General features: G+C 44.1%; 17 protein-coding genes. 11 read left to right on the top strand and 6 right to left on the bottom strand.

Going from position 1 to position 22,476, the window contains the following annotated elements:
- Nucleotides 1-117 precede the first annotated feature (117 nt).
- Nucleotides 118-2,055 carry an AAA family ATPase gene (locus CXF60_RS13075; RefSeq protein WP_102092278.1) on the bottom strand — a complete coding sequence of 646 codons (1,938 nt, stop codon included), beginning with the start codon at nt 2,053-2,055 and terminating at the stop codon, nt 118-120.
- Between the two features lie 507 nt (nt 2,056-2,562).
- Here CXF60_RS13075 and CXF60_RS13070 point away from each other — a divergent pair.
- The 9 genes from CXF60_RS13070 (at nt 2,563) to CXF60_RS13030 (ending at nt 14,110) form a co-directional block, all read left to right on the top strand.
- Entirely contained in the window at nt 2,563-4,089 is a 1,527-nt protein-coding gene (locus CXF60_RS13070; protein ID WP_102092277.1) for an acetaldehyde dehydrogenase ExaC, read from the top strand.
- 236 nt (nt 4,090-4,325) lie between these two features.
- Nucleotides 4,326-5,354: an alcohol dehydrogenase AdhP gene (gene adhP / locus CXF60_RS13065; protein ID WP_178379299.1), complete on the top strand. Its 1,029-nt coding sequence runs from the start codon at nt 4,326-4,328 to the stop codon at nt 5,352-5,354.
- Between the two features lie 200 nt (nt 5,355-5,554).
- Complete coding sequence (locus CXF60_RS13060) at nt 5,555-5,881, top strand: DUF779 domain-containing protein (protein WP_101206326.1); 327 nt, start codon at nt 5,555-5,557, stop codon at nt 5,879-5,881.
- A 190-nt stretch (nt 5,882-6,071) separates the two neighbouring features.
- Nucleotides 6,072-7,700 carry a GMC family oxidoreductase gene (locus tag CXF60_RS13055; protein ID WP_102092276.1) on the top strand — a complete coding sequence of 543 codons (1,629 nt, stop codon included), beginning with the start codon at nt 6,072-6,074 and terminating at the stop codon, nt 7,698-7,700.
- Nucleotides 7,701-8,159: 459 nt separating this feature from the next.
- A complete protein-coding gene (locus tag CXF60_RS13050; RefSeq protein ID WP_102092275.1) occupies nt 8,160-9,800 on the top strand; it encodes an ABC transporter substrate-binding protein in 1,641 nt (546 codons plus the stop codon).
- Between the two features lie 195 nt (nt 9,801-9,995).
- Nucleotides 9,996-11,012, top strand: a complete 1,017-nt coding sequence (locus tag CXF60_RS13045) for an ABC transporter permease (protein WP_057761126.1) — start codon at nt 9,996-9,998, stop codon at nt 11,010-11,012.
- 140 nt (nt 11,013-11,152) lie between these two features.
- Nucleotides 11,153-12,067, top strand: a complete 915-nt coding sequence (locus tag CXF60_RS13040) for an ABC transporter permease (protein WP_102092274.1) — start codon at nt 11,153-11,155, stop codon at nt 12,065-12,067.
- A gap of 1 nt (nt 12,068) precedes the next feature.
- On the top strand, nt 12,069-13,142 hold the full coding sequence (locus tag CXF60_RS13035; RefSeq protein WP_102092273.1) for an ABC transporter ATP-binding protein: 1,074 nt from the start codon (nt 12,069-12,071) through the stop codon (nt 13,140-13,142).
- Nucleotides 13,139-14,110: a peptide ABC transporter ATP-binding protein gene (locus CXF60_RS13030; RefSeq protein ID WP_102092272.1), complete on the top strand. Its 972-nt coding sequence runs from the start codon at nt 13,139-13,141 to the stop codon at nt 14,108-14,110. The genes CXF60_RS13035 and CXF60_RS13030 overlap by 4 nt, the downstream gene beginning before the upstream one ends.
- Nucleotides 14,111-14,122: 12 nt before the next feature.
- Here CXF60_RS13030 and CXF60_RS13025 read toward each other — a convergent pair whose 3' ends face one another.
- The 4 genes from CXF60_RS13025 to serS form a co-directional block, all read right to left on the bottom strand.
- Nucleotides 14,123-15,100 carry an NERD domain-containing protein gene (locus CXF60_RS13025; protein ID WP_102092271.1) on the bottom strand — a complete coding sequence of 326 codons (978 nt, stop codon included), beginning with the start codon at nt 15,098-15,100 and terminating at the stop codon, nt 14,123-14,125.
- Nucleotides 15,101-15,120: 20 nt separating this feature from the next.
- Nucleotides 15,121-16,005 (bottom strand): AbiTii domain-containing protein, encoded by an 885-nt coding sequence (locus tag CXF60_RS13020; protein ID WP_145990215.1) that lies wholly within the window; start codon nt 16,003-16,005, stop codon nt 15,121-15,123.
- A 126-nt stretch (nt 16,006-16,131) separates the two neighbouring features.
- A complete protein-coding gene (gene tkt / locus CXF60_RS13015; protein ID WP_102092269.1) occupies nt 16,132-18,129 on the bottom strand; it encodes a transketolase in 1,998 nt (665 codons plus the stop codon).
- 295 nt (nt 18,130-18,424) lie between these two features.
- Nucleotides 18,425-19,711: a serine--tRNA ligase gene (serS, locus tag CXF60_RS13010; RefSeq protein WP_102092268.1), complete on the bottom strand. Its 1,287-nt coding sequence runs from the start codon at nt 19,709-19,711 to the stop codon at nt 18,425-18,427.
- A 498-nt stretch (nt 19,712-20,209) separates the two neighbouring features.
- Here serS and CXF60_RS13005 point away from each other — a divergent pair, with 498 nt between their 5' ends.
- Nucleotides 20,210-20,869: a YcxB family protein gene (locus CXF60_RS13005; protein WP_101206317.1), complete on the top strand. Its 660-nt coding sequence runs from the start codon at nt 20,210-20,212 to the stop codon at nt 20,867-20,869.
- A gap of 265 nt (nt 20,870-21,134) precedes the next feature.
- Nucleotides 21,135-21,620: a Dps family protein gene (locus CXF60_RS13000; RefSeq protein ID WP_102092267.1), complete on the top strand. Its 486-nt coding sequence runs from the start codon at nt 21,135-21,137 to the stop codon at nt 21,618-21,620.
- A gap of 118 nt (nt 21,621-21,738) precedes the next feature.
- On the opposite strand, the gene CXF60_RS12995 is transcribed toward CXF60_RS13000, so the two are convergent.
- On the bottom strand, nt 21,739-22,443 hold the full coding sequence (locus CXF60_RS12995) for a DUF2057 family protein (RefSeq protein ID WP_102092266.1): 705 nt from the start codon (nt 22,441-22,443) through the stop codon (nt 21,739-21,741).
- Between the last annotated feature and the right edge of the window lie 33 nt (nt 22,444-22,476).

Here is a 22,476-nt window from a genome sequence, read left to right as displayed (position 1 = left end):
CTGAGCGTTATCACGTTGAGTGCGCTAATGATTGCTAAATACTAAGAAATAGCAAAAATAAAGCCTATAAAAATAAAGGTGACAAAGTTATAGGCAATAAAATTATAAGCAGCAAAACTATGGAGTGATAAAAATCAATGCGAGGCGAATGGTATTGTAGTCAATGCTTTGCTTGAGATGATCATATATCGGACGCAGCTTGATGCTACCATCATCATTAAAGTCATTTGGATTATTGGCGACTTTAATGGCGACATAGGCATTACCTACGGCTGTCATCACCTCATCATCTGGACGCAGATGATCGCAGGCAAGACTCAGATCTTGTGATTTTAGCTCACCGATATGGCGCATGATGGTCGATTGTGACAATTGACGTGCTTCTGAAATCTCCGCAATGGTCAAACTCTCCTCCAATAACACTCGGGTTGCACGCAAGGTGCTTTCTGACTTATCAGAGACCTGATTACCTAATTTCTGTTTTTTATCGATTTTCGCTTGCTGTTGTTCGCGGCGTTTGTTTTGTAGCGTGGCATAGGCATCGATTACCGACTTGCTCAATGTCCCACCTGACTTCAGCACGAATTTTTCATGTGCCTGCTGCATACTTTCTTCATCTAGCATCGCATAATTAGCATCCGCTTCTTCAGACAGTACCAAAAACCGCTTATCTGCGCCGCGAGCCAATGGATCGAGTTGCAAGCTCATGTCGTTCATACCAAGCAGCTGTAGGCCAGATAGCGACTTGAGGCGTGATAATGCCACATAGCCTTGTCCCAACTCAAAAGTACGCGATAAATCGATTTCAGCTGCATCGAGGGTCATGCCCTGGGATTTATGGATGGTAATCGCCCATGCTAGACAGAGTGGCACTTGTAAATAACTTGCTAGCACATCACCCGTTTCATCTTCGATAATCCACTCTTCAGGCTCAGCGATGACTTCTCGTCCTGAATTAAGCCGCACGACAGGCATTTTCTGGGTCGTTGGTTTCTTCGACTTTGGTTTTTCTTTGTCTTTTTTAGCAGCGGACTTCTTACCTTTTGTCGTTTTTTCGCCAGCAGCCTCTTCATCAACGTCATCGCTGCTATCGTCTTCGATTAACGCGTCACTACTGTCTTTATCCTCTATCTTGACAGCAGCAAACCCAATCAACTCGCCCATCGTTCCGTTAGAGACACCAAGCTCAGCATTGTTTTTGATAAACATTACCTTGGCGCCGACTTTTAGAATCAGCTCGTCTTGGGTACGCACGGTCTTTTTTAGCGTTTCAACCAGCTTACTATCGCCTGTTGCCGTCGCCTCAAAACGCATCATATCGCCATCTAGAGACGCCAGTTCTTTGTCATTGATTTTATTGACATTGAGATTGTGGGTATACAGACGAGTACGCTTAATATCGACGCTTTGGTCATACGTCGCTTCTAAAGCGGCAATCGCCTCAAAGGTCACTTCCTGACGACGAATTTGATTAAGAATATCGTCTAAATCCAGACCGCCATTGGCTGCCTCGCTGACTTGACGATGCTGCTCAGACAAGTAGCAAATATGGAATTTGGCATCGAGCCACGCTTCGGACATAAAGGCGAACTTTTCACGATTCGTCTCACCTTTACTGCCAATCGGTGGTAACTGAAAAAAGTCTCCTGCGACTACCACCTGAATACCACCAAACGCTTTGTCATTTTTGCGAATATGTTTGAGCACTTGGCTGACCAAGTTAAGCTGCTTAGCATGTAGCATTGATATCTCATCGATGACCAACACAGCCGTGTCTTTTAGTCTGTCTGCTAAGAACTGCTTGCGTGATAAATTTGTCAAATCTCGATCAGACAGCTCATCCTTGATACCAATACCCGACCAACTATGAATCGTTGTGCCGTTCATGTGTGTGGCAGCAATACCGGTACTGGCAGTCACCGCAACAGGCACACGGCGAGCGCGTAGATAATCAATATATTGATTGAGCGTATAGGTCTTACCTGAGCCTGCTGAGCCCGTTAAAAAGACATTTTGACCTGTTTTTAAGATATCGAGAGCAGAAGATTGACGCATAGATTCAAACCAGCCAGTAATGTGAAAAAAGAGAATAATAAAACCATCATCATAATGGAAAAAAACGCAACATTTGCCTAAAATCACCTAAAATTTGCGGGCTGTGCAACCTTGAGGTATCGACAATAAAATAAACAATTGTCAATAGAATATAGATAAAAAATGCTTTATTTTTTATAAATGCAAAAAATCAATAGCTTATCTTTTAATTTTGTCCGTAAAGTATCTGCTTTGATCATAAATACCAAGCCTATGCATTCTAGGCTTTACAGCAATAAAATCATGGCCATTAAAGCAAACTTCCTGTTATGTGTTAACTCATCAGTCATTATAAAATTTTAGTATGATTATCAGCAGAAGCCGAGTAGTATGAAACGTGTACAGAGAGCAATTGATGTTAATCAATCACAACATCAACTGATATTGTTTTGCGATAACAGATATTAGGATAGATAAAATTGCGCTTGTATTATCCGATAAAACAAACAACACAACAAGGAGTGTTTCATGCTGTATGCAAATCCCAATACGGAAGGTAGCCCTGTTCAGTTCCGCGAAAAATACGATAACTTTATTAATGGTGAGTGGACCGCTCCTATCGATGGAGAGTATTTTGATAACACAAGCCCCATCGATGGTAAAACTATTTGCCAAGTAGCCCGCTCAAAAGAAGCCGATATCGAAAAAGCCCTAGACGCGGCGCATGCTACCAAAGATGCTTGGGGCAAGACCAGTGTTACTGAACGTGCCAACTTGTTACTCAAAATTGCTGACAGCATGGAAGCCAACCTAGAAGCGATTGCGATTGCCGAATGTTACGAAAACGGCAAACCTGTTCGTGAGACACTCGCAGCCGACATCCCTCTAGCCATTGATCACTTCCGTTATTTTGCCAGCGCCATTCGCGCACAAGAAGGCGGTATCAGTCAGATTGACGAAGACACTGTAGCTTATCATTTTCATGAGCCACTTGGTGTCGTCGGTCAAATCATTCCTTGGAACTTTCCTATCCTAATGGCCGTATGGAAGCTAGCACCTGCCCTTGCTGCTGGTAACTGTGTCGTTCTAAAGCCAGCCGAACAAACGCCAGTTTCTATTCTGTTCATGTTAGAGACCATCGGTATCGCTGACATTTTGCCAAAGGGCGTGCTAAACGTCGTCAATGGCTTTGGTGTCGAAGCGGGTAAACCACTTGCCTCAAACCCTCGTATCAATAAAGTTGCCTTTACAGGTGAGACCACGACTGGTCGCCTCATTATGCAGTACGCGAGCGAAAATATCATTCCAGTGACGTTAGAGCTTGGTGGCAAAAGCCCTAACATCTTCTTTGCCGATGTTATGGATGAGGACGATGACTTCTTGGACAAAGCGGTCGAAGGTCTAGTGATGTTTGCACTGAACCAAGGTGAAATCTGCACCTGTCCATCGCGGGCACTCGTTCATGAGAGCATCTATGATGAGTTCATCAAACGCTGTATCGCCCGCGTTGAAGCCATCAAGATGGGTAACCCATTAGATACCGACACCATGATTGGCGCGCAAGCCAGCTCAGATCAATTAGAGAAAATTCTATCTTATCTTGATATCGGTAAAAAAGAAGGCGCAAAAGTGCTCGTCGGCGGCGAACAAGCCAAGCACGATGGCGACTTGACAGACGGTTACTACGTCAAACCAACGATCTTTGAGGGCACCAACGATATGCGCGTGTTCCAAGAAGAGATCTTTGGACCTGTCCTTGCCGTGACTACTTTTAAAGACGATGACGAAGCCATGCAGATTGCCAATGACACCTTGTATGGTTTAGGCGCTGGCGTATGGACACGTAGCGTACACAAGGCATATCGCTTCGGCCGTGGTATCCAAGCAGGCCGCGTATGGACCAACTGCTATCATATTTATCCATCACATTCGGCGTTCGGTGGTTACAAACAATCTGGTATCGGACGTGAAAACCATTTAATGATGCTCGACCACTATCAGCAAACCAAAAACATGCTGGTGTCGTACAGCCCTAAAAAAATGGGCTTCTTCTAAACCATCATTGCTAATCATGGAGCGGGTTATCACAAGTGTTACATAGCCCGCTCGCTACAACGATCTAAATAAAAAACTGAGACGAATTTTTATATCCTCTAATGCGCTTAGGCGCACAGCAGGAAAAATTTGTAGCAGTCTTGCGTTCAAAATAAGGTGTTTGCATATTTTGAATGCAATATCGCAACAACTTTTTATATCAACATTTATCAATCACCCATAAAAGAGAGCTTATTATGACTAACAAAATGAAAGCCGCTGTATTACATGAGTTCGGTCAAGACTTAAAAATCGAAGAAGTCGACATTCCAACCGCAGGTGCTGGGCAAATAGTTGTCAAAATGCACGCCTCAGGCGTCTGTCATACTGATTTACATGCAGTTGAGGGGGACTGGCCTGTTAAGCCAAGCCCGCCATTTATCCCAGGTCATGAAGGTGTTGGCGTGATCACGGCGGTCGGTGACGGCGTAACTCATGTCAAAGCAGGTGATCGCGTTGGTGTGCCATGGCTATACTCTGCTTGTGGTCACTGTACGCATTGCTTGGGTGGCTGGGAAACCTTATGTAAAAAGCAAGAAAACTCTGGTTACTCAGTGAACGGTAGCTTTGCAGAATACGTCCTTGCAGATGCCAACTATGTTGGCATTATTCCTGAGAGTGTCGACTCCATTGAGATTGCCCCTGTTTTATGTGCGGGCGTCACGGTATATAAAGGTCTTAAAATGACCGACACCAAGCCAGGCGACTGGGTTGTTATTTCAGGTATCGGCGGCCTTGGTCACATGGCTGTACAATATGCCATTGCCATGGGGCTCAATGTTGCTGCTGTTGATATTGATGACGAAAAACTTGAATTCGCCAAAAAGCTGGGGGCAACAGTGACGGTAAATGCCAAAAATACAGACCCAGGCGAGTTGCTACAAGAAAAAATCGGTGGCGCTCATGGCGTGTTAGTCACTGCAGTATCATCAAAAGCTTTTGATCAAGCCTTAAGCATGTTACGTCGCGGTGGTACTTTAGTATGTAACGGGCTCCCCACTGGCGACTTCCCGGTGTCAATCTTTGATACTGTACTCAATGGTATCACCATACGCGGCTCTATCGTTGGCACACGTCTTGACTTACAAGAGTCGCTAGATATGGCAGCGGCTGGCAAAGTCAAAGCGACCGTCAAAGCTGAGCCGTTAGAGAACATCAATGATATTTTTGAGCGGATGCGTAATGGCAAAATCGAAGGTCGTATCGTCATCGACTATAATCAATAACGGATAGTAAAATGACAGTGTTATAAGCTTATTACATAGTTATTCCAACTGTCAATTATCAGCCGAAGGTCGTATCTTTTTAGTCATATGCCAGTTGTGATGTGTCTGAAGATGATGCGACCTTTTTGATTTGACTGTGGCATACTGATACTAGAGAGCAATTATATAAACCATGGATGGGCCATAAGAAGGAGTACGATATGAAACTGGCAGCAACAGAATCTTGTAAAGCGTTAATTGAGCTATTGAAATCTAAGCACGGTGAGCTGATGTTTCATCAATCAGGTGGCTGCTGTGACGGTAGCTCGCCCATGTGCTATCCATTAGGAGAGTTCAAAGTGGGTGGTCAGGATGTGTTGGTTGGTGAGCTTGCTGGCTGTCCATTTTATATGGGTAAGGCACAGTACAATCTATGGCAGCATACCGATCTCACCATTGATGTCGTCAATGGTCGCGGTGCGAGCTTTTCGTTAGAAATCCCTGAAGGCAAACGCTTTATCGTACGCTCAGAAATCTGTGCGATATAAGGACGTTTGACGCAACATTAAGTAGCATTAATTTTAAATAACATACCGAATATAACAGTCTTAGCTTGTCCTACGATATTGACGCAAACAGATACCGCAGAGTCATTTTTATTTTATTATTTCAGCAGAATAATAGTTACTGTAAAGCGTACCCTATTTTAATTAGCATGGATGCTATAAGGAATATAAAATGGAATTTGACACAACATTTGACTATGTCATCGTCGGTGGTGGATCAGCAGGTTGCGTGCTCGCCAGCCGTCTCACTGAAAACCCAGATATCAGTGTCTGTTTATTAGAGTACGGCGGTGATGGCAAAGATCTAGCAGTACGCGTGCCTGCTGGACTGATTCTGATGGTTCCTGGTAAACCGCTTAAATTAAACAATTGGTGCTTTCACACCACCCCGCAAGAGCACCTTAATAACCGTAAAGGTTTTCAGCCGCGTGGACAATGTCTGGGCGGCTCATCAGCGATCAATGCCATGATCTATACGCGCGGTAGTAAGCTAGATTATGAGCGCTGGGTAGAGCAAGGCTGTACTGGCTGGGGATTTGACGATGTACTTCCCTACTTTATCAAAGCTGAAAATAACGTTCGTGGTAGCGATGACCTACATGGCGATAGCGGGCCGCTGCATGTTAGCGACCTACTCAGTCCACGAGACATCTCAAAAGCATTCGTAGAAGCTGCGATTGCCAATGGCCTAGATCATAACACCGACTTTAATAGCGAAAAGCAAGACGGTACAGGATTGTATCAAGTCACTCATTTCCATGGTGAAAAACAAGGCCAACGCTGCTCTGCCGCGGCCGCCTATCTACATCCTGTCCAAAACCGCTCCAACCTAACTGTCATCACTCATGCGCAGGCTAACCGCGTCATTATCGAAGACAATCAAGCGACAGGCGTCGTCTACGAAAAAGACGGTGTCGAACATACTGTCACGGCGCGTCATGAAGTCCTACTATCAGGTGGCGCATTTGGTTCGCCCAAAGTCCTGATGCTCTCAGGTATTGGTCCTGCAGAGCATTTGCAGTCTCATGGTATCGATGTGGTGGTAGATGCACCTGAAGTCGGTGGTAATTTGCAGGATCATTTAGACGTCGTCTTTGATTACGAGGTCAATACTACTGACGTCATCGGTATTGGCATGGCATCGATTTCGACATTGACCAAAAGTATTCGGCAGTGGAGAAGAGACGGTACAGGGCTGCTGTCTACCAACTATGCAGAGGCAGGTGCGTTCTTTAGCGTCGGTGATGACCCAAAAGAGTGGCCAAATACCCAGCTGCACTTTGTCATCTCGCGCGTGATAGAGCATGGCCGTGATCTCAGACGCGGCTTCGCTGTCTCTTGTCACAGTTGTTACTTACGGCCTGAAAGTCGAGGTACTGTCAGATTGGACTCAGCCGACCCCTCCGATGCTGTCTTAATCGATCCAAACTATCTGTCACACCCGAAAGACGTAGAGTATATGGTTGCCGGTGCCGAGCGTACTCGCGCCATTATGCAAGAGTCTGCACTCGCAAAGTACATCACTGAAGACTACCCTGCCCCTTACCTCGAAAAAGATGGCATGCTCGGCTATATCCGCAATAAGTCAGATACCATCTATCACCCAGTAGGCACTTGCCGCATGGGATCAGATGACAGCTCTGTGGTTGATTTGGAGTTGAAGGTACGAGGTGTGAGCGGACTACGAGTTATCGACGCTTCAGTGATGCCAACGCTTATTAGCGCCAATACCAATGCGCCAACTATCATGATTGCCGAAAAAATAGCCGATCTCATTAAAATGAATCATAGCCCTGTTTAATGCTGCATTGGACAAACGGCTTATAGCTGATTGCTTTAAAGAGACATAACTTTATTATTTCTAATTGTTTACACCTAGTAAAATTGTAACTGGTTAGCAATTTAAAAGCGTGTCTCTTTGCTACTTAGAATGAATAAACAAAAAATAATACAATCTAGTATTTAACATCTTATTTATGCTAAATACAGTAAAACCGTGCATTTTTTATCAAAATTAGTCTATTTATAGCTTGCATTATCACAGATTAAGAGAGTATATTCGAACGACTTATTTATATTTTTAGTTTCCATCTATATAATTTAAAGTTATAACAACCTTTAATATGTTTTATTTTGTATATATAAAATACTGCATAGATAGATACTTTAGAGGTCATTAAACGCTTTCTCATCGTATTCATGCTCGAGTACGAACATATGGATAGATGAGTACCTACCTACCATTACATAGGATGTAATAATGCAAAAATCACTCTTCAAACTTACAATGTTGGCGACGTTTGTCTTAGGTATCAGCGCCTGTAGTGGAGACAACAAGACCACCGACGATTCTGCTGCTAGCTCAGATGCCAAAGCCGCCAAAACATTGCTCTATTGCTCAGAAGGTAGCCCTGCTGGATTCGATCCAGCGCAATATACTTCAGGTACGGATTTTGATGCGAGTGCCTTCCCTATTTATAATGGCTTGGTAGAATTCAAAAGAGCGGAGACTGAGATTCAACCAGGACTTGCGGAGAGCTGGGATATTAGCGAAGACGGCAAGACTTATACCTTTAATCTACGTAAAGGGGTTAAGTTCGGTACAACTGACTACTTTACTCCAACTCGCGATTTCAACGCGGATGATATTGTCTTTACGCTAGAACGTATCACTGACCCAGACTTTGAATTTAACAAAGCTTATCCTGCTGAATTCCCATATTCGGTCGGCATGGGACTACCTGATATTATCTCTAATATCGAAAAGATTGACGACTATACGGTAAAAATCACCCTTAGCGAAACCAATGCGCCGTTCCTACAGAACCTAGCGATGCCTTTTGCTTATATTGGTTCTGCTGAGTACGCAGATCAATTGCTAGCCTCTGGCAATGCTGCTGATATCAATACTAAGCCCGTCGGTACTGGACCTTTCGTCTTTACTTCTTATCAAAAAGACGCACAAATTCGTTATACCAAGAATCCAGACTATTGGAATAAAGACGACATCTATATCGACAACTTAGTGTTTGTCATCACTAAAGATTCAGCTGTTCGTGCTCAAAAAGTGCAAGCTGGCGAATGTCACGTGTCCGCTTATCCAAAACCTGCCGAAATCGAATCTGTTAAAAAATCAGGTAAAGCCACCGTTCTGGATCAGCCTGGCTTCAACGTCGGCTATGTCGGTTATAACGTAGAAAAACCTCAACTGAGCGATCTTAAAGTGCGTCAAGCATTAGATATGGCGATCAACAAAGACGCTATTATCAATGCGGTTTATCAGAGCGAAGGCCTCAAGGCAACCAACCCAATGCCGCCAACGCAGTGGGGCTATGATGAGTCACTTAAAGATGCGCCTTACGACGTCGAAAAGGCAAAAGCACTAATCAAAGAAGCTGGCGCGGATAATCTTTCTATAAATCTGTGGTATATGCCAGTTCAGCGTCCGTACAACCCAAATGCCAAGCTAATGGCTGAAATGCTACAAGCCGATTGGGCGAAGATTGGCGTCGATACCAAACTTGTGACTTATGAGTGGGGCGAGTACCTAAAACGCGCTGCTAAAGGCGAGCCTGATGTCATTCTAGCAGGTTGGACTGGCGATAATGGTGATCCAGACAACTGGCTTGGTTCGTTATTGTCTTGTGACGCGGTCGGTGGTAACAACTACTCGCGCTGGTGTAACAAAGACTTCGATAATTTGGTGACCAATGCCCGTCAGATTAACAATCAAGATGAGCGTGTCAGTGAATATGAGCAAGCTCAGCAGATATTCAAAGAGCAGCTTCCTTGGACAACAATGGCACACTCGGTAGTGACCGTATTCACCGCACCAAACGTTGTCGATTATAAAATCAGCCCACTTGGCTCAATACGCTTCGATGGTGTAAAAGTTGAATAACCTTGACTGATTAATTCCGTTACGACGTAAGCAATTTATTCATTTTATTCATTCATATAAGTGCGGCTGGGTCAGATACTCTGCTCCAGCCGAATTTATATAAATGATATGAACAATATGAATTAAGCGCTTTGTCACGGATCTCTTCATTATCGCTAATACTCTAATCATTGAACCACAACTATTGAGCAGCCCATGCTACTTTATATTCTGCGTCGTATTGCCATTTTAATACCCGTCTATCTTGGCCTAACGCTATCGACTTTTACTCTGATTCGTCTCGTACCTGGAGATGCGGTAGAGATTATGATGGGCGAGCGTATGGTCGATCCAGAGCTACATGCTCGTGCCTTAGAAAGGCTAGGATTAGACAAACCACTCGTTGCCCAGTATTGGGATTATTTGACTGGCATCCTAACAGGTGATTTTGGTCAGTCTTTTCGTACTCGTACGCCCGTATTGCAAGACTTCTTTGCCCATTTTGTTCCTACTTTAGAGTTAGCATTATGCGCTATTGTCATCGCTAGTGTCATTGGTGTCAGCTTAGGCATCTTTGCTGCCCTGCGCCGTGGTACATGGATTGATTACACCCTAATGTCAGGCGCGTTGGCAGGTTACTCTATGCCCATCTATTTACTAGGTCCCATCCTGACTGGTATCTTCGCTCATTATTTAGGTCTACTGCCCGTCGCTGGTGTGATATCTGTCGCACAGTTTTTAGATGTGCAGCCACTGTATGGCTCATGGTTACTCGGCTCACTAAGCTCGGGAGAACCTGGCGCGTTTTGGAACGTGGTCAAACACTTTATATTGCCCTCTATTGCTCTATCGACCATTCCGTTAGCGATGATTGCACGGATGACACGCTCTGCGATGCTAGAGGTACTAGATGAGGATTACGTGCGTACAGCGCGAGCCAAAGGTTTATCTCCACGCCGAGTGATACTAGTCCACGTAATGCGTAACGCCTTGATTACTGTGGTTACAGTCGTTGGCCTACAGATGGCAACATTGCTCGCAGGTGCCATTATTACCGAGACTATCTTTAGTTGGCCAGGCGTTGGTAATTGGCTACTCGATGGGTTTTTCACTCGTGACTACCCTATTGTACAAAACGGTATTTTATTGGTCGCCACCGCTCTGATTTTGGTTAGTTTATTTATTGATATTTTGTATGGTCTGATCAATCCACGTATTCGCCATACTTCTTAATTCAACATTGATAAATACTCACATTATAAATAGTGATGATTAGCGCTTGCATGGTTACAAAGGTTTTGGCAAATTTCTGATGATTATCAGGAAAGAGAACCTAAACGAGTCCAATGCGCTAGCCACTATAGGAAATGCTCATGAAGCCTTCTGTTCTCCCCTCTGATGTCAATCTGATGGCAGCCACACCGCCGTCATCTTGGCAGCTATTTTTATCGACGTTTTGCCGAAACAAAGGCGCCGTGATTGGTTTTATCGTACTGGCATTGATGGTCCTAGTTGCCATACTTGCGCCTGCTATTGCGCCTCATGATCCTTATGAGTTGTTCACTGGTCAAGAGCAATTGCCGCCAGCCTTTTTAAGTGGTGGTGATGCGATGTTTTGGCTAGGCACGGATGATGCTGGACGAGATACCTTGTCTCGGGTGATGTATGGCGCGCGTTACTCTTTATTTATCGGTCTGAGCGCGACGACCCTTGCGATGCTAGTCGGTATTTCACTAGGACTTAGTGCTGCCTTTTGGCCCAAAGTTTGGGGCAAAGCGGTCATGTTGGTCAATGATATTTTGATGTCATACCCCAGCTTACTACTAGCGATCATCATTGCCGCTATCTTAGGGCCCTCTATGACCAATACGATTATTACCATCGCTTTGGTCTGTACGCCGCCTTTTATTCGTCTGACTCGCGCCACCGCAATGGTAGAGCTACAACGTGAGTACTTTATCGCCTCGCAAGTGATGGGTGCTGGTGTGCTGCGTTTATTATTTATCACGATTCTACCCAACTGCATGGCACCGCTCATCGTACAGGCAACGATGATTTTTTCGTCTGCTATTTTAGAAGCGGGTGCGATTGGTTTCTTAGGCTTTGGGGTACAGCCACCTGATGCTGAATGGGGCGCGATGCTAGGTACGGCGCGTCAATATATTCAAAGTAATGTTTGGCTAGCAATCTGGCCGGGTGTCGCTATTTTCTTGGCTGCACTATCGATTAACCTGACTGGTGATGGCTTACGCGATGCGCTAGATCCTAAATTAAAGCAGGTGACCTAAGATGACTGATACTTTAATTAAAACGCCTACCGCTCATACTTCTATGAATGGTGCATCAGCAACAGACGCGCCGCTGTTATTGGACATCGAAAATCTGTCGGTCACTTTTGGTCAAGGAAAGCGTGCCTTTCGTGCTGTAGATGATGTGTCTTTAAAAATCACACAAGGTGAGGTCATCGCTGTCGTGGGTGAATCCGGCTCAGGTAAGTCGGTCACGATGATGGCGCTGATGGGGCTACTGCCGCCGTCTGCCACCGTTCGCGCACAGCGAGTGGTCTTTGATAATAAAGACATGATTAGTATGCCTGCCAAAGAAAAACGCGGCATCATTGGCAAAGACATCTCTATGATCTTTCAAAATGCGATGTCTTGCCTCAATCCAAGCTTTACCGTTGAGATGCAGCTGGGTGAAGTACTGCGCAAGCATCTTGGTTTGCGCGGTGCAGCAGTACAGGCACGCATATTAGAGCTGTTAGAGTTGGTCGAAATGCCTGACGCCAAAAACCGACTCAAAGTGTATCCACATCAGCTCTCAGGCGGTATGAGCCAGCGCGTTATGATTGCGATGGCGCTTGCGTGTGAACCAAAACTGCTCATCGCCGATGAACCGACCACCGCACTTGATGTCACCGTACAAGCGCAGATCATGGACTTGCTCGGTCGTCTACAACGTGAAAAACAAATGGCGATGGTTTTGATTACCCATGATTTGGGCCTTGTTGCACAAAACTCGCGTGATGTCGCGGTCATGTATGCTGGACAAGTGGTTGAAACCAGTACCGTGCCAGAGGTTTTCCAACATCCTGCACACCCTTATACAGAGGCGCTCTTACAAGCCATTCCTGAGCTGGCTATCGGACAAGATCGATTGAACAGCTTGCCTGGGGTCGTACCAAGTCAATATGATCGCCCAAGCGGGTGCTTATTATCTCCTCGCTGCCCATATAAAGAGCCTGCTTGTGACGTGCCGCCGCCTATTTTGGACACACCAAATGGCAAAGTGCGCTGCATTTATGCCGATCTTACTGCTCGCACCCCCATCTCTCACGCTGCTATTTTGGAGTCACAAGTATGAGTAATAAAGTGGTTTTAAAAGCAGACAATCTACATAAGCACTATCCGGTATCACAAGGATTGGGCAAACCAAAAGCGCACGTCAAAGCGCTGAACGGTATCTCTTTTGAGCTTGAGGCTGGCAAGACATTGGCAGTCGTTGGTGAATCAGGCTGCGGCAAATCCACCCTTGCCCGCCAGCTGACACTCATCGAGCAGCCGACGCAGGGCGAGCTTTTTATCAACGATGAAGCCACCACTGGCTATAGTAGAAAGGCGCTCAAAGACTTACGTACCGAAATTCAAATGGTCTTCCAAAACCCTTATGGTAGCTTGAATCCGCGCCATACTATCGCCTATCAATTGACAGAGCCGTTGAATATTCATACTAACCTGTCGAAAGAAGAAAAGCGTGACAAAATCAATGAGATGATGAGAAACGTGGGTCTACGTCCCGAACATGCTGGGCGTTTTCCACATATGTTTTCGGGTGGTCAGCGTCAGCGGATTGCCCTTGCCCGTGCCATGATGCTCAATCCAAAAATTGTCGTCGCTGATGAGCCGACCTCCGCGCTCGACGTATCGATTCAGGCGCAGGTCTTAAATCTGTTTATGGATTTGCAAGATGAGTATCGTACCGCTTACGTCTTTATCTCACACAACTTGTCAGTCGTACGTCATGTCGCTGATGATGTGATGGTGATGTATTTGGGTCAAGCGGTCGAGCACGGCCCCAAAGAAGCGATCTATAATGCGCCAAAGCATCCTTATACCATCGCATTACTGGCGGCTGCACCCACAGTAAATGGCCAAAAGAAAGATTTGACGCTACAAGGTGAGCTACCAAGCCCGCTTAATCCGCCAAGCGGCTGTGCTCTACATAAACGCTGCCCATATGCGACCTCGCAATGCAGCGAAATCGAGCCACAACTGCGCGAATGGGATGGTCGGCTGGTGGCTTGTCTGCGTTTGGAAGAAATATATGGGTAAAAGGACTAACGGCTAAGTAATATTCACCACACCGCGGCATTTAGGAAACTGTGCGCACCCATAAAAGGACTGTCCTTGGCGTGCGCCTTTTTTTGTGATGCGTTCAACCATCTCACCGTTACATCTTGGACAGGTTGGTGTTTGGACGAGATTAACGTTATCTTCTACCGTCTTAGGTATCTCAGGTTCTTCCTGTGACTCATATTCTATAATCTCAAATGGCGTAAGAAAAACCTTATCAGCCATATCATGCGGTTTGATTATTTGCTGAGTATTTAGACTATCAATTGGTAACTCGCTAGATTCAATCTCAGTTTGACCAGACCATCCATGTACTTCCCTACTTTTTAGAGGAGTTCTTCTTACAGTTTCTTTAACTATTGGTTCAAGTGTAGGGTTATCAGTATTCTTGCTAGCATTGCTATGCTTATCTTTTAGATAGGCTTTGTGTTGGCGATTGGTGCGCCATGACTTGCTAAATTTATTGCTCTCGATCTGCTCGACGATAGATGTGACCTCGTCTTCGGTGAGTATTTTATCTTGCTTCTTCTTCACATAAGACACCATACCACCTGTTAACACGTGTTCGGGTAGCTCATCACGGGTTTTTAGCTCGCACTCACCGATGAAAGCAATCATTGAATGAAAGTAGCTCAGCTCCAAGTCTAATAAATCAGCGAGCGTCTTTATGTGCAAGTAGTTCTGACGCAATGGATTTTGAAATTTGTATTTGCTGCCATTTGGGAAAGATTGTGTCCACTGCCTTTGGTTCTCGCTACCGTATATCCAACCTTTGTAGTTTTTGGTTTCAATCACAAAGATGCCATATACGGAGACGATAACATGATCGATTTGCGTACTACCACCATTGGCTAATGGCAAAGTGACATTGTTTAGACGGTGATAGATGTCTTTTTCAAGCTTTAGCCACATGGCGACGTTGATGACGGTTTCACCGAGGAAACCTTTAAAGGTGGATTTTAGGGACATAGTTTTTTACTCTAAATATCCTAGACTACAAGGTTTTGAATCGCATCTAAAACCTCAGGTACTTTGACATCTATACCTTTTTCGACAGCTTTTGTCATGAGAGCAGACGACCAGGCAAGAAACTTAGCACCAAGTTTATTTTTATCCGGCTCATTGTTGATAATATCTTCTAATTCATTAATGTCTTCATTTGGAACACCTAACTGCCTTAAATCATTAAGTACTTGCTCTACTTTTTCCGTATAGCTATTGCTAATACCTTGAGTGAAATCCTTGCCAACTCCAACGTTCGAACTTGCATTATTGCCATAGATATACGTAGTAATAATTTGACTCGCTGTATCTTTTTTATCATCGTTCATATATTCATCTTCTAAATCTGGAAAAGCTTTATTTAGTTCAAGCAATGTATCTAAAAGCCTCTGCTTTGTTATGCTTAATATATTATGTAGCTGACTAAATTGCATTTTTCTACTTACAGCAGATATATTATTTTGCTGAACAAGCTTACTTATATCCCTTACTATCTCAATAGGAAAATCAATATATCCATATTGCTCGTTTGAATGCTTCACAGCTTCTAAGTTCTGTTCAACGCCAAAAATACTTAATGTATAATTAAATTTATATAAATTACCATCGATACTTCTGTCAAATTCAGTCAAATCTATAGGAACCAATCTAGTACCATTATATGGATTTTCTACTCTAGCAACTATGTCACAGTGTAATTCTCGGTATTCAGGAATAATGTCTAAATCATCATATCCATTTAGCTCTCTACTTATCCAACTTATGAACTCATCATTATCAATTTTATAGGCAATTAGCTTAGCTCGGGTTAACGCTTGATCTAAAGAAATTTTATCGTAGCTTATATCTTTAATTAGCTCTTTAATCATCATAATGCCTAGTTAAACATTTAGTTTATACGATAATACAACTTAATATATTGATTAGCCATACAAAAAAAAGCCACCAGATTTCTCCGGTAGCTCTTTTTTGTTTAAACATTAACTAAGTTAGATTTATTACACCAAACTATTTACCGCTTCAACCACAGCATCAGTGGTAATACCAAACTCTTTATACAAGTCGCTAGCAGGAGCAGATTCACCATAAGTCGTCATACCGATGACTTTGCCATCTAGACCAACGAACTTATACCAGTAATCCACATGCGCGGCTTCTACTGCGACGCGAGCACGAATATTGGCAGGCAATACCGCTTCGCGATAGCTAGCATCTTGCTCGACGAAAATCTCAGCACAGGGCATAGAGACCACACGGACGCCAACGCCATTTGCGCTTAGTTTTTCATACGCTTCCATCGCTAGGCCAACTTCTGAACCAGTGGCGATGATGATTGCTTGTAGCTCGCCCTGCTCTTTCGCAAGTACATAACCACCTTTGGTGATGTTGGCTACTTGCTCGCTATCACGTGCTTGATGTGGCAAGCTCTGACGGCTAAAGATCAATGCTGATGGGTTGTTTTCAGACTTGATTGCTTCTACCCAAGCGCTGGCAGATTCAGTCGCATCACACGGACGCCACGTACGTAGGTTTGGCGTAGTACGTAGGCTAGTCAATTGCTCAACTGGCTGATGCGTTGGGCCATCTTCACCCAGACCGATAGAGTCATGAGTATAGACGTGGATGACGCGCTGCTTCATCAGTGCGCCCATGCGTACCGCGTTACGAGCGTACTCCATAAACATCAGGAACGTCGCTACGTAAGGGATGAAGCCACCATGCAATGCGATACCATTGGCAATCGCGGTCATACCGAACTCGCGTACGCCGTAGTAGATGTAGTTGCCATCAGCATCTTTTTCGATACCTTTAGCGCCTTTAAATAGCGTGAGGTTTGAGCCCGCTAGATCGGCTGAACCGCCCAATAGTTCTGGCAACAACGGCTGCAAGCTATTGATAGCATTTTGGCTCGCTTTACGACTAGCGACATCGCCACCCGCTTCTTGCGTTTGCTGAATATACGCTTGCGCTTGGCTAGCAAAGTCAGCAGGTAACTCGCCATTGAGACGGCGTGATAGTTCTGCTGCAAGCTCTGGATAGGCTTTTTTGTACGCTTCAAAGTCTGCGTCCCAGTTCTTTTGCTGTACGTCGCCTTTGGCTTTGGCATCCCATGCTTCATAGATTTCGTCATCTAATTCAAATGGGGCATGCTTCCAAGACAGTGCATCGCGAGTCAAGGCAATTTCATCATCACCAAGTGGCGCGCCATGACTAGCCGCAAGGCCTTGTTTGTTCGGGCTACCCGCACCGATCGTGGTTTTACAAATAATTAGACTTGGCTTAGCAGTTTCTGCAATTGCTTGTTCCGTTGCTTGCGTGATTGCATCAGTATCATGACCGTCAACTTTGATCACTTGCCAGCCGTAAGACTCAAAACGCGCTTCGGTATCGTCAGTGAACCAACCTTCGACATTACCATCGATTGAGATGCCATTGTCATCATAGAAGAATACCAACTTGCCAAGCGCCAACGTGCCAGCCAGCGAGCAAACTTCATGACTGATACCTTCCATCAAGCAGCCATCGCCCAAGAACGCATAAGTATGATGGTCAACGATGTTATGACCGTCACGATTGAACTGCGCGGCTAGCGTCTTTTCTGCGATTGCAAAACCAACGGCATTAGCAATACCTTGTCCTAGTGGACCAGTCGTCGTTTCTACACCAGGCGTGTAACCAAGTTCAGGGTGACCTGGGGTTTTTGAATGCAGCTGACGGAAACCTTTAAGGTCATCAACGCTCACATCGTAACCTGATAAATGTAGCAATGAATAAACAAGCATCGAGCCATGACCGTTTGACAGTACAAAGCGATCACGGTTGTGCCAATTAGGATCAGCTGGATTGTGCTTCAAAAATTTGCGCCACAAAACTTCGGCAATATCAGCCATACCCATTGGCGCACCCGGATGTCCAGAGTTGGCTTTTTGAACCGCGTCAAACGACAGTACACGGATGGCATTGGCTAGTTTACGTTCGCTAATTGGAGCTGGCATAGAGTGTCCTAATATTCGAATGAGTAGTATGAAGATAAGAGGAGAGTTTACTCAGAGGATAATCCATCAAAAACACAACAGGCATTTTCAACGGATAGGCTATAAAATAAAAATGCAATATTAACATATTTGCTATGAGCCTAGCCAAAAATGCGGTGACAAGACCGTTTATATTTAGCAATGACTCACATCAGTTTTGTTAAACGATAAGCAGTAACGATCTTTGATTTAAGTTATAAACAACAAGCTGCGAGTGACCTAAGTGACAAGCAGCTCATTACTTATAGTCAATTTATTAAACTGAAATAGTCTCAGCACCGCCCATAAACGGACGCAATACTTCTGGAATCGTAATGCTGCCATCAGCGTTTTGATGATTTTCCATCACTGCTAGTAGCGTACGACCAACCGCCAAACCCGAACCGTTCAAAGTATGAGCCAAGCTAGTTTGTTTGCCATCTTTGACACGAGTACCCATACGGCGCGCTTGGAAATCACCACAGTTAGAGCAGCTAGAGATTTCACGATAGGTATCTTGGCTTGGTAGCCATACTTCGATGTCATAGGTCTTTTGGGCTGCGAAACCCATATCACCTGTACATAACTGTACCGTGCGGTATGGTAGGTTCAACTGCTGCAAGATATATTCAGCTTGTCCAGTCATTGCCTCAAGCAATTCATCAGACTGCTCAGCCGTAGCAATATTGACCATCTCAACTTTTTCAAACTGATGCTGACGAATCAAGCCGCGAGTATCACGCCCGTGTGAGCCCGCTTCACTGCGGAAACATGGCGTATGCGCGGTGAATTTTAGCGGTAGCTCTTTAATATCCAAACGCTCGCCGCGTACCAAGTTGGTCATTGGCACTTCAGCGGTTGGAATAAGGTAAAAATCCATCTCATCATTATTCGTGTGATTGCTCAGCTTAAACAAATCATCTTCAAACTTAGGCAACTGACCCGTACCCTTTAGACTATCGCTATTAACGATATAAGGTACATAGGTCTCAAGATAACCGTACTTCATCGTGTGCGTGTTCAACATAAATTGAATTAGTGCGCGATGCATTTGCGCCAATTGCCCTTTAAGCACGTTAAAACGGCTACCAGTTAACTTAGTCGCTGCTTCAAAGTCCAGCATACCAAGCGTCTCACCGATATGCGTATGATCTTGAATTTCAAAATCAAACTCACGCGGCGTGCCCCATTTGCGCACTTCTACGTTATCGTCTTCTGACGTACCGACTGGTACATCCGCCGCCGGAATATTCGGAATTTGCAAAGCCGCTTGAGTGATACGCTCTTGTAGCGTACGTAGCTCGTCTTCAGCAGCTTTAATCTCACCGCTAACGCTTTGCATCTCAGCCAATAGCTCACTGGCATCTTCGCCTGATTTTTTTAGGGCACCTACTTGCTTTGCACCAGCATTACGGCGCGATTGCAACTCTTCGGTTTTGACTTGTAGAGACTTACGCTCGTTTTCAATCGTCTGCCAGAACTCCATATCAAGCTCATAGCCACGGGTGGCTAGCTGCTGCTGTAGGTCGCTTAAATCGCCGCGTAAGAGTTTCGGATCAATCATAGTAGTTGCCTGTAACACTAAAGGTGAGTAAAAGGTTTAAAAGTATTATTAATAGGGTAATTGCCTAGCGTATCGCTATCACGGTCTTTGTGATAACTGGCTATGACGTTATGTTTTATATCAACATATCTTGTAGTCGCTATAATACCAAGACACGGCAGATTTGACCATGTTTTGGATGTCTTTGACTGCTTTTCACTGTTTTTGGCTGACTTTCACCAGCTTTTGTTCATTGTGCTAATCACTTATCACAAGTTATTCTGTTTTTACTTTCTCACTTTTGCTTTCGTCTAGTCTTAGTAAGCTGAGTATAGAGCGTAAACTACGTCATTAATATGACATCTATCCGTGAACAGTCTTGCTTATATGTTTCATTTAGGAGTACTTTTCGGTAAGATAAGCGCATACCTTTATTCACTTCTAGCCAAGTACAGCATCGCTGCTTCGCTTTGGCAGTTTTAATCCAACGCTTTTAATATAAGTATTTGAGAAACCTTTATGGCCCTGTACCCCTACACGCTCCAACCTGTCGCCTTAAACCTGACTGAGGCTGAATTTCACCAAGCACAGTATGAACTGTTTGCCAGTGCCAGCCCGTCTTTTGGTTTATCAAGCTTTAAGACCAAAGAGTGGATCATCATGGCAGTGGTTGTGGTACTTGCTATTGCAGGACTTATCTTTGTAACAGGCTATTCAACCATTATATTTTGGTTAATGCTGGTTGGTGTGGTGATATATCTATTGGCGCGTACTTTAGGTTTTAAATGGTACGTAAAAAGAGAGTTTGACAAACAAGTGGCCGACCAAGAGATGCCAGATGAAATGCGCCAAATGAAGTTAGGTGTACAAAAGCATGGTCTAGTCATGGCGATGCCAAGCAACCAGCCTGATATGATGAAAAACTCGCAAATGCGCGGTATGCAAATGCGTGCAGGCGCAACTCAGCAAGCGGTTATTCCTTGGACCTCTATCAAGAGCTGGGATGAGACTGACGACTATATCTTTATGATGTTTGAGCTAAAAGGTCAGCAAGGTAGCCAAATCGTACCGAAACGCTTGCAAGCACAGAAGTTTCCTATCGATACGATACGTCAACATTTACAAGAAGTGGTTCCCGTTAAAGGCTTAAATCCTGAAAACTTGCAGCCACCAGCGTAAATGTAATGAGGTCTCTCTATCGTTTAGAAAAATAGTAGAGAGATTTGGTTTTAGTTTTATAAAACCAATCGTAAAATTGTATTTATTAAATTTAACTTATTAATAATAGTTTGCTATTATTATAAGCATCAAAGGAAGAGATAGAGTTTATATTGATAGGTACAGATAAAAACTAAAGTATTTTCGCTGTATTTCAATTGATTAGAGTCTTTATTCTTCTTTATTTATTATCATATAACTACACTCACACTATAAGGACAATACTATGAGCAATTCTAACAATGCTACTAACCAGATCGGTCTAGAAAAAGCAGACATGAGCGAAGTCATCGCCAAGTTGAACAACCTACTATCGACGTATCACGTGTTTTATCTAAACGTACGTGGCTATCACTGGAATGTAAAAGGTGAGCATTTCTTTACTTTGCATCCACAATTTGAAGAGCTATATACGTCACTACAATTACAAATTGATGAAATCGCTGAGCGTATTTTGACGTTGGGTGGTACACCACTTCACGCTTATAGCGATTTTATGCAGCATACTAGTATTAGTGAAGACAAAAACGTCAAAGATGGCACAAGCTGTGTCAAAGGCGTAGTCACTGGCTTACAAGCGTTAATTGCAGAGCAACGCCAAGTATCAGCGTTAGCAGAAGAGAGCGAAGACCAAGGTTCAGCTGACTTAGTCGATGCCTACGTACAAGAGCAAGAAAAACTGGTATGGATGTACAACGCATTTTTGGGTTAAGAATCGTTAGATTTTACTAGGCTGAATTTTAATAAGCCTAATGAGTATCAAGTTTTAAACAATAAAAAAGCACCTAATTAGGTGCTTTTTTATTGTCAATCTTTTAGAGAAGACTGATTTATTTTTCGATCCATTGACGCATTTTTTCACGTTCAGCAGGCGTGGCTTGTAGCCAAACTTGCATAAACGTATCTAGCGTACTAGTAGAAGTGTTTAAGCTAGTAGCTTGCTTAACAGTGGTCGTGCCAGTATTGACGTTGCTAGTAGAATTCACTACTGGTTGATCTAAAGAGGCAATAGCACGTTGGTTCTGTAGCTCTGCATCACCTGCACCGCCGAACACGCCGCCCAGTGCTTTACCAAGGCCTGAAAATAGTCCGCCTTGGTTACCGGCCATACTTTGCTGGCTAGCAATGACAGTATTGTTTTGTTGCACAGCGAGCGTAGGCTGCTTGGCATACTCTCTAGCAGCTTCATAACCTTCTGGTTGGTCAGGCATAGTCAAACGATATGTTTGATTGTCGGCCAATTGTGCCGTCACACTGACATTACCTGAACGCAAATAATCATGCTCATCACGACGCAAGTTATATAAACGGTCATACTTAGCAGTAATAGCATGTTGTCCAGGCTGTAACGTAAATGTTTTTTGCAGCGGCTGAAAAGCGCTCTGCTGAATTTCCTGCCCATTAATAGCAGTTACTTTGATATGGTCATCAACCTGTAGAGTCACTGCTGCCTGTGACAACATAGAAACCGAGGCAGCCCCCACCAACAACGTGCCTATCGTTAATTTCTTTAGCAAAAAAGTATTCGATTTCATAAGTTATTCCATTAATAGTAAAAGCGAGTTGGA

This window comes from Psychrobacter sp. 4Bb (assembly GCF_002836735.1).
Classification (GTDB): domain Bacteria; phylum Pseudomonadota; class Gammaproteobacteria; order Pseudomonadales; family Moraxellaceae; genus Psychrobacter.
This window is presented reverse-complemented; position numbering and strand designations above follow the sequence as displayed.